Source organism: Bacteroides propionicigenes (assembly GCF_018390535.1).
In the GTDB taxonomy this organism is placed as follows: Bacteria; Bacteroidota; Bacteroidia; order Bacteroidales; family Bacteroidaceae; genus Bacteroides; species Bacteroides propionicigenes.
Map to the genome: position 1 here is coordinate 1 of NZ_JAHBBW010000003.1, position 14,211 is coordinate 14,211.

Consider the following 14,211-nt stretch of genomic DNA (forward strand, 5'->3'; position numbering starts at 1 on the left):
TAGCACCGGGGTTCCACCTCTTCCCATTCCGAACAGAGAAGTTAAGCCCGGTCACGCCGATGGTACTGCGTAACAGTGGGAGAGTAGGTAGTCGCCGTTTTAGAAGAAGCCTCCGTATCATCAGATACGGGGGCTTTATTCGTTTTGGAAGATATTGCAATTTTTCGTATATTTGCTGCTGAATTGATTTTTTAATTAATATTTAAAGCAAATTGAAGTATGAAAACTAAAGTTTTATTCGCTGCTGTGGCAGTGGCATTTTCTTTCGCTGTAGCATCATGTGGTAACAAAAAGGCTGATGCAAACTCAACTGGAGCTGATTCTTGCTGCGCTGCACAAACAGAACAAGTATGTGATTCTGTAAAGGCTTGCTGTCAGGCTGATTCTGCAGCTTGTCCGAAAGCCGCTTGCGATAGCGCCAAGTGTGACAAACCTTGCGAAAAGAAGTAATTCAGAACTTGTATTAGACTGAATCATAAGGAAAGGCATACTGTAAAGGTATGCCTTTTTTGTTATATATTAGAGTGATTAATAAGCTGTATCTTATAAAATGATATTATTTCGAATAAAAAAGTTACGAATTTGTTTGTGTGATACGAAATAATCTATACCTTTGCAGTGTTAAAACAAAAAAGATAAGATGATTCAGAACTTTACATATATTCTACTGTGTGGTATTATTATTCTACTGGCAAAGTTTAGTGGAAGTGAGTGCTGTGCATAAATATATGTAAGATATAACAATATACTAAAGCCTTTTTCACTTCCTGGTGCGAAAGGCTTTTTTTATGGAATATGAATTTATAAATATTATAAAGCGATGAGTGATAAATTATTTATTTTCGACACAACGCTCCGCGATGGTGAGCAGGTTCCGGGATGCCAGTTGAATACTGTGGAAAAGATTCAGGTGGCCAGACAACTGGAAGCACTGGGTGTGGATGTAATTGAAGCGGGATTCCCTATTTCAAGTCCGGGTGACTTTAATTCGGTGATTGAAATTTCTAAAGCTGTGACGTGGCCTACGATTTGCGCTTTGACACGTGCCGTACAGAAAGATATTGATGTTGCAGCGGAAGCCTTGCAGTTTGCCAAACATAAGCGTATTCATACGGGTATCGGTACTTCCGATTCGCATATCAAATACAAATTCAACTCCAATCGTGAGGAGATTATTGAGCGTGCGGTAGCAGCTGTAAAGTATGCCCGTCGTTATGTAGAGGATGTTGAATTCTATGCCGAAGATGCCGGACGTACGGATAACGAATATTTGGCCCGTGTAGTGGAAGCTGTTATCAAGGCGGGCGCTACGGTAGTTAATATTCCCGATACCACCGGGTACTGCCTTCCTGCCGAGTATGGGGCGAAGATAAAGTATCTGATGGAACATGTGGACGGCATTCATAATGCTATCATTTCCACCCATTGCCACAATGATTTGGGTATGGCTACCGCCAACACAATGGCAGGCGTGCTGAATGGAGCCCGTCAGGTGGAAGTTACAATCAATGGTATCGGTGAACGTGCCGGAAATACTTCGCTCGAAGAGGTGGCGATGATTATCAAATGCCATAAGGATATTGACATTGAAACCAATATCAATACACAGAAGATTTATCCTACCAGCCGAATGGTGTCCAGTTTGATGAATATGCCGGTGCAGCCTAACAAGGCAATTGTAGGTCGCAATGCTTTTGCCCATTCGTCGGGCATTCATCAGGACGGTGTATTGAAGAATGTGCAGACTTACGAGATTATTGACCCGCATGATGTGGGTATTGATGATAATTCTATCGTACTGACTGCCCGCAGCGGACGTGCTGCTTTGAAGAACCGTTTGCAGGTATTAGGCGTATCTTTGGACCAACAGAAACTGGATAAGATTTACGAGGAGTTCCTGAAACTTGCTGACAAGAAGAAAGACATTAACGATGATGATATTCTGGTACTGGCAGGTGCGAACCGTTCGCAGAATCATCGTATCAAACTGGAATACTTGCAGGTGACAAGCGGTGTAGGTGTCCGTTCCGTTGCCAGCCTGGGGCTGAACATTTCGGGTGAAAAGTTTGAAGCGGCTGCCAGCGGGAATGGTCCGGTAGATGCTGCAATCAAGGCTTTGAAGAAGATTATAGACCGCCATATGACGCTGAAGGAGTTTACCATTCAGGCCATTAGCAAAGGAAGTGATGATATGGGTAAGGTACATATGCAGGTGGAATATGATAACTGTATCTACTACGGCTTCGGCGCCAATACGGATATTATAGCCGCATCGGTGGAAGCGTATATAGACTGCATCAATAAATTCAAGATGTAATATTATAAACCATACCTTATAAATTCATAAATCATAAATTGTAAATTACAACTCGTTTCTGATGAATACATTATTTGATAAAATTTGGGATGCCCACGTTGTGCAGAAGGTTGAAGACGGCCCTACACAACTTTACATAGACAGGCTTTATTGCCATGAAGTAACCAGCCCGCAGGCTTTTGCCGGATTGCGTGCAAGGGGAATTAAGTGTTTCCGTCCGGAAAAGATATTTTGTATGCCCGACCATAATACGCCGACGCACGATCAGGACAAGCCTATTGAGGACCCTGTTTCGAAGACACAGGTGGATACGCTTGCCAAGAATGCGGAAGACTTCGGTCTGGAGCACTTCGGCATGATGGACAAGAAGAACGGTATTATCCATGTGGTAGGCCCGGAACGCGGACTGACCTTGCCGGGAATGACAATTGTATGCGGTGACTCGCATACTTCTACCCATGGCGCAATGGGTGCGGTGGCTTTCGGTATCGGTACGAGCGAAGTAGAGATGGTGATGGCTTCGCAATGTATTCTTCAAACCCGTCCCAAAACGATGCGCATTACGGTAGACGGCAGATTGGGTAAGGGAGTGACAGCCAAAGATTTGGCGCTCTATATGATGTCCAAAATGACTACCAGCGGCGCTACGGGTTACTTTGTAGAGTATGCCGGAGAGGCAGTGTGCAGTCTGTCCATGGAAGGACGCCTCACTCTGTGCAACCTCAGTATAGAAATGGGTGCGCGCGGCGGTATGGTTGCCCCGGATGAAACTACTTTCGAGTATATCAAAGGACGTGAGTATGCCCCGAAAGGTGAAGAGTGGGATAAGGCGCTGGCATACTGGAAAACGTTGAAAAGCGATGCAGATGCCGTATTCGACAAGGAAGTGCGTTTTGATGCCGCTGATATTGAGCCGATGGTTACCTACGGAACCAATCCGGGCATGGGTATGGGCATCACGCAGCATATCCCCGTTACCGAGGGTATGGGCGAAGCTGCCAAAGCGTCTTTTATGAAGTCTATGGACTATATGGGTTTCCGGCCGGGTGAGCCATTGCTGGGTAAAAAGATAGATTATGTGTTCCTGGGTGCTTGTACCAACGGCCGTATCGAGGACTTCCGTGCATTTGCCTCTATCGTGAAAGGCCGAAAGAAAGCTGCGGATGTAGTGGCATGGTTGGTTCCCGGTTCGTGGATGGTAGATGCGCAGATACGTGAGGAAGGTTTGGACAAGGTGCTGGAAGAGGCGGGATTCGCTATCCGTCAGCCGGGATGTTCGGCTTGCTTGGCGATGAATGATGATAAAGTGCCTGCCGGAAAGTATGCGGTGTCTACCAGTAACCGTAATTTTGAAGGACGGCAGGGACCGGGTGCACGCACTTTGCTTGCCAGTCCGCTGGTGGCTGCTGCGGCGGCGGTGACAGGGGTGATTACAGACCCGAGGGAGTTTATTAAATGAAGAATGAAGAACGAAGAATGAAGAAACAATGAAACAGAAATTCAATATCATCAACAGCACTTGCGTACCTCTTCCGTTGGAGAATGTAGATACCGACCAGATAATTCCTGCGCGTTTCCTGAAAGCCACTACCAAAGAAGGTTTCGGTGAGAACTTGTTTCGCGATTGGCGGTATGACAAGCAAGGCAACAAAATAGAATCTTTCGTACTGAATGACCCTACTTACGGCGGACAAATCCTTGTAGCCGGAAAGAACTTCGGCTCGGGAAGCAGCCGTGAACACGCAGCTTGGGCCATTGCCGATTATGGTTTCCGTGTGGTGGTAAGCAGCTTTTTTGCGGATATCCATAAGAATAACGAACTGAACAATTTCGTGCTTCCCGTAGTGGTGAGCGAACCGTTTCTGAAGGAACTTTTCGATTCGGTTTTTGCCGACCCGAAGACGGAAGTGGAAGTAAACCTGCCCGGACAGACCATCACCAACAAAGCGACAGGCAAGAGCGAGCATTTTGAAATCAACGCCTATAAGAAACATTGCCTGATGAACGGTTTGGACGATATAGATTTCCTCGTAGAGAATAAAGACAAGATAGAATCCTGGGAGAAGAAACATGAAGCATAATCATCCGAAGATAGAAATCATGGACACCACGCTCCGCGACGGCGAACAGACCAGCGGAGTCTCTTTCGTGCCCCATGAGAAGCTGATGATAGCCCGTTTGTTGCTTGAAGACTTGAAAGTGGATAGGGTGGAAGTCGCTTCCGCGCGGGTATCCGAAGGAGAGTTTGATGCGGTGAAAATGATATGCGACTGGGCGGCCCGCCGTAATATGTTGCCGAGGGTGGAAGTGCTCGGCTTCGTAGACGGGCATACGTCGGTAGACTGGATACACGCTACCGGTTGCCGCGTCATCAACCTGTTGTGCAAAGGCTCCTTGAAGCATTGCTCCTGCCAGTTGAAGAAGTCGCCCGAAGAGCATATCGAGGATATTCTGGCAGTGGTGAACTACGCGAATGTGCAGGACATGGAAGTGAACATCTATCTGGAAGACTGGAGCAACGGTATGAAAGATTCGCCCGAATACGTCTTTCAGCTAATGGACGCATTGATTCAGACCAACATAAAGCGGTATATGCTGCCCGACACATTGGGCGTGCTGAACCCGTTGCAAGTCATTGAGTTCATGCGGAAAATGGTGAAACGCTATCCGCACGCGCATTTCGACTTCCATGCGCACAATGATTACGACCTCGCGGTGAGCAACGTGCTGGCAGCCGTGTTGAGTGGCTGTAAGGGTTTGCACACCACCATTAACGGTTTGGGCGAGCGTGCCGGGAATGCCCCTCTTGCCAGTGTGCAGGCCATCTTGAAAGACCATTTCAGCGCTATCACCAATATCGACGAGAGCCGCCTCAATGATGTGAGCCGTGTGGTAGAGTCCTATTCGGGCATCGTTATCCCTGCCAACAAGCCGATTGTGGGCGAAAACGTGTTTACGCAAGTGGCGGGCGTGCATGCCGACGGGGATAATAAGAGTAACTTATACTGCAACGACCTCTTGCCCGAACGTTTCGGCCGCAAGCGGGAGTATGCCTTGGGCAAGAACAGCGGCAAGGCGAATATCCGCAAGAATCTGGAAGACTTGGGGCTGGACTTGGACGAGGATTCCATGCGCAAGGTTACCGAACGCATCATCGAACTGGGTGATAAAAAGGAACTGGTGACGCAGGAAGATTTGCCGTACATCGTTTCCGACGTCTTGAAGCACGGAGTTATGGACGAGCGGGTAAACCTGAAAAGCTACATCGTGAACCTTGCCTACGGACTGAAGCCAATGGCTACGTTGAAAATAGAAATCAACGGCAAAGAGTATGAGGAGAGTTCCAGCGGTGACGGTCAGTACGATGCCTTTGTGCGTGCGCTGCGCAAGATATACAAGGTGACTTTGGGACGCAAATTCCCGATGCTGACGAATTACGCAGTGACTATCCCCCCCGGCGGACGTACCGATGCTTTTGTGCAGACGGTAATTACATGGACGTTTGAAGACAAGGTGTTCCGCACCCGCGGACTGGATGCCGACCAGACGGAAGCTGCCATCAAGGCCACGGTGAAGATGCTGAATATAATAGAAGCCGAATATGAAAAGATGAGCTAAGCGGCTGTCTGAAAGAGATAAAAGAACAAAATAAAGGAATACTTAATAAAGAAAACAATGGACTTTAAAATTGCAGTATTGGCCGGTGACGGTATCGGCCCCGAAATATCCGCAGTAGGTGTGGACGTAATGACCGCCGTTTGTGAGAAGTTCGGTCACAAGGTGAACTATGAATATGCTGTCTGCGGTGCGGACGCTATCGACAAAGTGGGAGACCCGTTTCCCGAAGCTACCTATCAGGCTTGCAAAAATGCCGATGCAGTGTTGTTCTCGGCAGTAGGCGACCCGAAATTCGACAATGACCCCACCGCAAAGGTGCGCCCGGAACAAGGGTTGCTGGCTATGCGCAAGAAGTTAGGATTGTTTGCCAACATCCGTCCCGTGCAAACCTTTAAGTGCCTCTTGCACAAGTCTCCGCTTCGTGCCGAATTGGTGGACGGAGCCGATTTCCTCTGCATCCGCGAACTGACAGGCGGCATGTACTTCGGCGAGAAGTATCAGGACAACGACAAGGCTTACGACACCAATATGTACACCCGCCCGGAGATTGAACGCATCCTGAAAGTAGGCTTTGAGTATGCCATGAAGCGCAACAAGCACCTTACGGTCGTAGACAAGGCGAATGTGCTTGCTTCTTCGCGCCTGTGGAGGCAGATTGCGCAGGAAATGGCTCCGGACTATCCGGAAGTCACCACCGACTATATGTATGTGGACAACGCCGCCATGCGTATGATTCAAGAACCGAAGTTCTTCGATGTGATGGTGACGGAGAACACCTTCGGCGATATCCTGACCGATGAAGGCTCCTGCATCAGCGGTTCCATGGGCTTGCTCCCTTCGGCTTCCACCGGCGAAAGCACCCCGGTATTCGAGCCTATTCACGGATCATGGCCGCAGGCTAAGGGCTTGAACATAGCCAACCCGCTGGCGCAGATTCTTTCCGTAGCCATGCTGTTTGAGTACTTCGGCCTGAAAGAAGAAGGCGCGCTTATCCGCAAGGCGGTAGACGCTTCTCTCGACGCCAACGTCCGTACCCCGGAAATTCAGGTGGAAGGCAGCGGCAAATACGGCACGAAAGAGGTAGGTGCGTGGATTGTGGACTACATCAAACACTAATCTTTATTAAGGAAAGAAAGGGCGAAACGTTTTTTTCCTACCTTTGCGAGGAGATGCCTCAAAAGTATGATACATTTATCTGTGATAATGATTTTACTTTTGATGTATCTCCTCGTTTTATAAGTAATGATTATGGCAAAAATAGCAAAGAACTTGACGGAACTTATCGGCGGCACACCGTTGATGAAGTTGGCAGGATACAGTGGAAAGTACGGACTGCAACAGGATATAGTTGCCAAACTGGAGTCGTTCAACCCGGCAGGCAGTGTAAAAGACCGCGTAGGACTGGCAATGATTGAAGATGCCGAAGCGCGCGGAGCGTTGAAGCCCGGCGCCACTATTATAGAACCTACCAGCGGCAATACGGGGGTGGGACTGGCAATGGTGGCTACCATCAAAGGCTATCATCTGATACTGACCATGCCCGAAACAATGAGCATCGAACGCCGTAACCTGTTGAAAGCCCTCGGAGCGGAAATCGTGCTGACGGACGGGCTGGCGGGTATGGCGGGTTCTATCGCCAAGGCGCAGGAGTTGAGAGATAAGATACCCGGCGCCGTAATTCTGCAACAGTTTGAGAATCCTTCCAATGCCCGGATACACGAACTGACTACGGGCGAGGAAATCTGGACGGACACGGACGGACAGGTGGACGTGTTTGTGGCGGGAGTGGGTACGGGCGGTACGATTTGCGGTGTAGCCCGCGCTCTGAAGAAGCATAATCCAAATGTTTATATCGTGGCTGTCGAGCCTGCGTCGTCTCCTGTGCTTGAGGGGGGAGAGGATGCTCCGCACCGCATACAGGGCATCGGGGCAAACTTTATTCCGGCTCTTTATGACGCTTCGGTAGTGGATGAGGTGATTCCTGTGCCGGATGATGAAGCCATTCGTGCCGGACGCGAGCTGGCATCTACTGAGGGACTGCTGGCGGGAATATCTTCCGGTGCGGCTGTTTATGCAGCCCGTTTACTGGCAAAGCGTCCCGAATTTGCAAACAAAATGATAGTTGCCTTGTTGCCTGATACAGGGGAGAGGTACCTCTCAACGGAATTGTTTGCTTTTGATACCTATCCTTTGGAGTAATGCCGGGGGAAAACTCCCGTTTTAGCGGCGGGTATTGTTCGTACCAACACTTGGTATTCCTCGTACCAATCGTTGGTATTTTTTGTACTAACGTTTGAAACCGGTTTAGGTAAATGGTGAAAATTAGTCAAGACTATCTGTCATTCAGAGCGTAGCGAAGAATCTACTCTCTTCTTGGCATATATGTAGGGAAGAGATTCTTCGCTACGCTCTGAATGACAGATAGTCTTGATATAAACTAAATCTCAACACTTGTTTATTTACTTACCTTATAAATATAGCATAACAAGTACAAAGGAACTGAATAAATATAGCATAACAAAAACAAAGGAAACTGAATAAATATAGTATAACGAGTATGAGAAAGCCGAATAAATATAACATAACAAGTACAAAGAAGCTAATTTCCTTCATTGTGTGTTTATTGGCAGGTGGTATGCCTGCGTTCTCGCAAACCTATCAGGAACTTTGCGACCGTGCCATAACTTATACGGAGCAGGATAGTTTGCCGCAAGCGGAAGAGTATATCCGCCAGGCTTTGAAGCTGGAACCGGCAAATCCTCACAATGCTCTTCTGTTCTCCAATCTCGGCACGATACAGCGTCGGCAAAGGCAGTACGAGCAGGCTTTGGAGTCTTATAGCTTTGCCCTGAATATCGCTCCGCGTGCAGTCCCTATCCTGCTGAACCGTGCGGCTGTTTATATGGAACTGGGACGTAATAATCTGGCGCAGGCTGATTATTCGCTGGTACTGGATTTGGAGAAGAACAATGAGGAGGCTTTGCTGATGCGTGCTTATATTTATATGCAGCAGCGTGAGTATAAAATGGCAAAGGCGGATTATGAACGCTTGCTGAAAGTGAATCCGGTCAGCTATAACGGTCGTCTTGGTTTGGCGACTTTAGAACAGAAAGAGGGGAAATACGAAGAGGCACTGAGTGTACTGAACAATATGATTGCAGCCAAAAGAGGAAATTCACAATTGTCTTCTTCCCAATATGCCATGCTCTATGTGGCCCGTGCCGGGGTAGAGAAAGACTTGAATCATATGGATATGGCGCTGGTTGACTTGGAAGAGGCGATAAGATTGGATAGCTCGCAACCGGAAATATACCTGATGCGTGGCGAAATTTATCTTGCCCAAAAGAAAAAGGATTTGGCCAAACGTGATTTTGAGAAGGCTATATCGTTGGGAGTACCGCAAGCCGATTTGCGTGACTTACTGCAACAAACGAGAAAATAGTGGTCAGGAGTCACAGAACTTGCGTATTAGACCGACAAATTCTTTTCCGTATTTCTTTTTCTTGTATTCTCCGATACCGCTGATGTTTCCGAACTCCTCAATAGTGGTGGGGCGTGAGGTGCTGAGCAGGTGGAGTACTTTGTCGGACAGGACGATGTATGCAGGCAAGGCTTCTTCGTCGGCAAGGCGTTTTCTCAATTCACGCAGGGCTTCAAAGAGGGCTTCGTTCTCCGTGTTGGGAAGTCCCAAAGGCAGTTCTTTGTCGGGAGCGGGTGTTTTGCGCTTTCTGCCTCGCTTGGTTTCGTTCGCTTCTTCCCGGCGTATTACTACTAATCGGGCAGTGGCTCTGCCAAAAAGGACATCACTTCCTGCAGAAGTTATTTTCAGATGATTGTTGTCATTGTAGGCAATCTCAAAGTAGCCGAGTTGCAGCATTTGTAATAAGTAATCATGCCAGTCGCGAGCGGGAATTTCACGTCCTGCTGCGAATGTTTTCAGTTGTTGATAGCCTTTACCCACAACTTCGGCGGACATATTCCCCCTTAAAATGTCAACCAAAACACCTGTGCCGATTTGTTGCTCGGTGCGGGCAATGGCGCTTAGGGCTTTTTGTACAATGACAGTTCCGTCAAAACGCTCCGGCGGATTCTTACAGACGTCACAATTGCCGCAATCATGGTCTGCTGTCTCTCCAAAATAACTTAATAATATACGTCGTCGGCAGATATCGGATTCGGCATATTGCTGCATTCGTTGAAGCTTCTCCAGATTAATGCTTTGCTGTCCGCTATCGGTTGCAAATTTAGTGAGCAAAATCAAGTCGGCCAATGAGTAAAATAATAAGGTGTCACTTGGCAGCCCGTCTCTTCCTGCGCGCCCTACCTCTTGGTAGAAACTTTCGATGCTTTTTGGTAAATTATAATGAATAACCCAGCGTACGTTACTTTTGTCTATACCCATACCGAAAGCAATAGTGGCACATACCACTTGTACGCGGTCGTTGATGAAGTCATCTTGTGCTTCGTCTCTGCGGGCAGGGGAGAGTCCGGCATGATATACGGCAGTGCGAATGCCCTGTTTTTGGAGCATTTGTGCAACGGACTCCGTCTTGCTTCGGCTCATGCAATATATAATGCCGCTTTCTCCGGGGTGACGGGCTATAAAATCAAGAATTGCCTTGGACTTTTCTTTCTGCTGATAGCCTCGTTTCACGGTGAGGCTCAGGTTAGGGCGGTCGAAAGAGGAGATGAATATCCGGGGATGATTCAGATGAAGTTGCTTGATAATGTCCTCGCGCGTAATCTTGTCGGCAGTGGCAGTCAGGGCGATGACGGGCACTTGCGGAAACAGTTGGTGGAGAATTCCCATTTGTGCATATTCCGGGCGGAAATCGTGTCCCCATTGTGAAATACAATGTGCTTCGTCAATAGCAAAAAGTGAGATGTGCATATCCCGCAGAAGGTAGTTGGCTTCTGTCAACAGCTTTTCAGGAGAGATATATAGTAATTTCAGCCTGCCTTCCATGCAGGCACGACGCAGGGCGGCATTCTCCGTTTCGTCATTGCTGCTGTTCAGCGCACCGGCGCTGATGCCATTGGCGCACAGGGCTTCCACTTGGTCCTTCATCAGTGAGATAAGAGGTGAAACCACTATTGCAGTGCCTTCGCGCAACAGGGCGGGAAGTTGGTAACATATGGATTTCCCACCACCGGTAGGCATTAGTACAAGTGCATCGTTTCCGTCCAGGATGTGGCGGATAATTTCTTCTTGCAGAGGGCGGAAACTGTCGTAACCGAAGTATGTTTTCAGCGTTTGTAGCATAAGCGTAACCGGTGTTTTTTGAGAGGACAAAGTTACATTAATTATTGCATAAAATGCAAAAGTAAGTGTTACTCAATTGAATAAGTTGACGATTAAAAGTCAAAGTTAAATAATCTTATTATTAAGTGTACTCCGCTTCTTTTCAATCTTTTTCATTGTTTATATATCAAAAATATGTATGGGAAAAGTTGCGTATTAAAAAAAAATGTTAGACTTTTGTGTAATCTAAAGGAAACTCCTTTGGATTTCTATCTTTAAACAACCCTAACCAGTTAGTTCAATGAGTGACTTAGAAAAAAAAGCACAGGAGGAAGCTACAAAGAAGCGTCCTTATAACCTGCGCGAAAAGAAAGAGAAAAAGGCTGCCTACCGTTCCTTGATACGCCCGGAACTGGCAGACGAACTGTATGACCGGATATTGAATATTATCGTTGTACAGAAGAAGTACAGAGACCCCAATTATTCAGCTAAAGATTTGGCAAAAGAGTTGCAGACCAATACCCGCTATTTGTCGGCAGTTGTAAACTCTCGCTTTGGAATGAATTATTCTTGCTTGTTGAATGAATACAGAGTGAAAGATGCTTTGCATTTATTGACAGATAAAAGGTATGCTGACAAAAATGTAGAAGAAATCAGCACGATGGTTGGTTTCGCAAACCGTCAGTCTTTTTATGCTGCTTTTTATAAAAATGTAGGAGAAACTCCTAACGGTTATCGTAAACAACATGCAGTGAAAAGCAAATAATGCAGTGGAACTGAATTTATAAAAGGAAATATTCTGAGAGGTTCGCTCCGGAATACTTCCTTTTGTCTTTTTAAATACTAACTATCTCTTCCCGACACACATGAAAAAACAACTAATTTCCGTAGTAGCCGCTGTGTCTTTGCTTACAGCGTGTGGCGGAGCACAGAAAACGACTGCCGAGGCAGAAAAATTTGATTATACAGTGGAACAATTTGCAGACTTACAGATTTTACGCTACCGCGTACCGGAATTTGAGAACTTGTCTCTCAAACAGAAAGAATTAGTTTATTATCTCACAGAAGCCGCTTTGCAGGGACGTGACATCTTGTTCGACCAAAACGGGAAGTACAACCTCAGAATCCGCCGGATGCTGGAAGCTGTCTATACAGGTTATAGCGGTGACAAAACCGTGGCGGATTTCAAGGCTATGGAGGTGTATCTGAAGAGAGTGTGGTTTTCTAACGGCATCCATCATCATTATGGCAGCGAGAAGTTCGTGCCGGGCTTTACTCCCGAATTCTTCAAACAAGCTCTTTTGAGTGTAGACGCTTCTACACTTCCGCTTGCGGAAGGACAAACGGTAGAACAACTTTATGAAGAAGTTGCTCCCGTTATCTTTGACCCCAAAGTAATGCCGAAGCGTGTCAATCAAGCTGCCGGTGAGGATTTAGTGCTGACCTCAGCTTGTAATTATTATGACGGGGTGACACAGAAGGAAGCCGAGGATTTTTATAATGCAATGAAAAATCCTAAAGATGAAACACCGGTATCTTATGGGCTGAACAGTCGTCTGGTGAAGGAGAACGGCAAGATTCAGGAAAAAGTATGGAAAGTAGGGGGCTTGTACGGCCAGGCTCTTGAAAAGATAGTATATTGGTTGAAGAAAGCGGAAGGAGTGGCCGAAAATCCGGAACAGAAGGCGGTTATAACCAAACTGATAGAGTTTTACGATACCGGTGATTTGAAAACCTTTGATGATTATGCCATTTTGTGGGTGAAAGACTTGGACTCCCGCATTGATTTTGTAAACGGGTTTACCGAAAGCTATGGTGACCCGCTGGGTATGAAGGCAAGTTGGGAGTCTTTGGTGAACTTCAAAGATTTGGAAGCTACCCGCCGTACGGAGATTATCAGTAGCAACGCACAATGGTTTGAAGACCATTCACCGGTAGAGAAACAGTTCAAGAAAGAACAAGTGAAAGGTGTCTCCGCTAAAGTTATCACCGCCGCTATTCTGGCGGGCGACCTGTATCCTGCAACGGCTATCGGCATCAACCTGCCCAATGCAAATTGGATTCGTAGCCATCATGGTTCCAAGTCCGTTACAATTGGTAATATAACGGATGCTTATAACAAAGCGGCTCATGGTAACGGATTCAATGAAGAGTTTGTTTATAGTGATGCCGAGTTGCAATTGATAGATAAATACGCCGATATCACCGATAATTTGCATACCGACCTGCACGAATGCTTAGGGCATGGCTCCGGCAAGCTGTTGCCGGGTGTAGATCCTGATGCACTGAAAGCTTACGGTTCTACTATCGAAGAAGCGCGTGCCGACTTATTCGGGCTTTACTATGTGGCTGATCCGAAGTTGGTGGAATTGGGATTGATTCCGAGTGCAGATGCTTACAAGGCTCAATTTTATACTTATCTGATGAACGGCTTGATGACACAGCTTGTACGCATCGAACCGGGTAATAATGTGGAAGAGGCCCATATGCGCAACCGTCAGCTTATAGCCCGTTGGGTATATGAAAAGGGTGCTGCCGATAAAGTGGTGGAACTGGCGAAGAAGGATGGAAAGACTTATGTTGTAATCAACAATTACGAAAAGGTGCGTGAATTATTTGGTGAGTTGCTTGCCGAAATACAACGTATTAAATCTACGGGTGACTATGACGCAGCTCATAAGTTGGTAGAAACTTATGCTGTAAAGGTAGACCCTGAACTACATGCGGAAGTTCTGGAGCGCTATAAGAAATTGAATCTGGCTCCGTACAAAGGTTTTATCAACCCGAAGTATGAGGCTGTGACGGATGCGGACGGTAATATCACTGATGTAACTGTGACTTATGATGAAGGCTATGCAGAACAGATGTTGCGTTATAGCAAGGATTACTCGGCATTGCCTTCTATAAATAATTAATTCAAAGAAGAAGAATGAGAAATGAAGAATGAAGAATTAAGCTGCACATATACGAATATGCCGCAAGGTAATTCTTCATTCTTCATTCATCATTCTTCATTTCTCTAATCCCCTCATTT

General features: G+C 46.7%; 11 protein-coding genes and 1 rRNA gene. 11 read left to right on the forward strand and 1 reads right to left on the reverse strand.

What is annotated here, in order from left to right; genetic code table 11:
* The 9 genes from rrf to KG118_RS05415 all read left to right on the forward strand — a co-directional run.
* Positions 1–100 (forward strand): 5S ribosomal RNA (gene rrf / locus KG118_RS05375); the annotation flags it as partial.
* Positions 101–219: 119 nt separating this feature from the next.
* The gene (locus KG118_RS05380) at positions 220–450 is read left to right on the forward strand and encodes a hypothetical protein (RefSeq protein WP_117711257.1); all 231 of its coding nucleotides are present in this window, start codon (positions 220–222) and stop codon (positions 448–450) included.
* A 370-nt stretch (positions 451–820) separates the two neighbouring features.
* Positions 821–2,317 (forward strand): 2-isopropylmalate synthase, encoded by a 1,497-nt coding sequence (locus tag KG118_RS05385; RefSeq protein WP_117711258.1) that lies wholly within the window; start codon positions 821–823, stop codon positions 2,315–2,317.
* A gap of 61 nt (positions 2,318–2,378) precedes the next feature.
* Positions 2,379–3,776: a 3-isopropylmalate dehydratase large subunit gene (gene leuC / locus KG118_RS05390; RefSeq protein ID WP_117711259.1), complete on the forward strand. Its 1,398-nt coding sequence runs from the start codon at positions 2,379–2,381 to the stop codon at positions 3,774–3,776.
* Positions 3,777–3,804: 28 nt separating this feature from the next.
* Complete coding sequence (gene leuD / locus KG118_RS05395) at positions 3,805–4,398, forward strand: 3-isopropylmalate dehydratase small subunit (protein ID WP_117711260.1); 594 nt, start codon at positions 3,805–3,807, stop codon at positions 4,396–4,398.
* Positions 4,388–5,935, forward strand: a complete 1,548-nt coding sequence (locus KG118_RS05400) for an alpha-isopropylmalate synthase regulatory domain-containing protein (RefSeq protein WP_117711261.1) — start codon at positions 4,388–4,390, stop codon at positions 5,933–5,935. The genes leuD and KG118_RS05400 overlap by 11 nt, the downstream gene beginning before the upstream one ends.
* Before the next feature lie 57 nt (positions 5,936–5,992).
* On the forward strand, positions 5,993–7,051 hold the full coding sequence (gene leuB / locus KG118_RS05405) for a 3-isopropylmalate dehydrogenase (RefSeq protein ID WP_117711262.1): 1,059 nt from the start codon (positions 5,993–5,995) through the stop codon (positions 7,049–7,051).
* A 132-nt stretch (positions 7,052–7,183) separates the two neighbouring features.
* Entirely contained in the window at positions 7,184–8,134 is a 951-nt protein-coding gene (gene cysK / locus KG118_RS05410) for a cysteine synthase A (protein ID WP_117711453.1), read from the forward strand.
* A 358-nt stretch (positions 8,135–8,492) separates the two neighbouring features.
* Positions 8,493–9,377 (forward strand): tetratricopeptide repeat protein, encoded by an 885-nt coding sequence (locus KG118_RS05415; RefSeq protein WP_117711263.1) that lies wholly within the window; start codon positions 8,493–8,495, stop codon positions 9,375–9,377.
* Positions 9,378–9,380: 3 nt separating this feature from the next.
* Here the strand turns inward: KG118_RS05415 and recQ are convergent, their stop codons facing one another.
* Positions 9,381–11,198 (reverse strand): DNA helicase RecQ, encoded by a 1,818-nt coding sequence (recQ, locus tag KG118_RS05420; RefSeq protein WP_117711264.1) that lies wholly within the window; start codon positions 11,196–11,198, stop codon positions 9,381–9,383.
* 280 nt (positions 11,199–11,478) lie between these two features.
* Between recQ and KG118_RS05425 the strand changes: the two genes are divergently transcribed.
* On the forward strand, positions 11,479–11,943 hold the full coding sequence (locus tag KG118_RS05425) for a helix-turn-helix domain-containing protein (RefSeq protein WP_117711265.1): 465 nt from the start codon (positions 11,479–11,481) through the stop codon (positions 11,941–11,943).
* A gap of 100 nt (positions 11,944–12,043) precedes the next feature.
* On the forward strand, positions 12,044–14,092 hold the full coding sequence (locus tag KG118_RS05430; RefSeq protein ID WP_117711266.1) for a dipeptidyl-peptidase 3 family protein: 2,049 nt from the start codon (positions 12,044–12,046) through the stop codon (positions 14,090–14,092).
* The last annotated feature ends 119 nt before the right edge of the window (positions 14,093–14,211 follow it).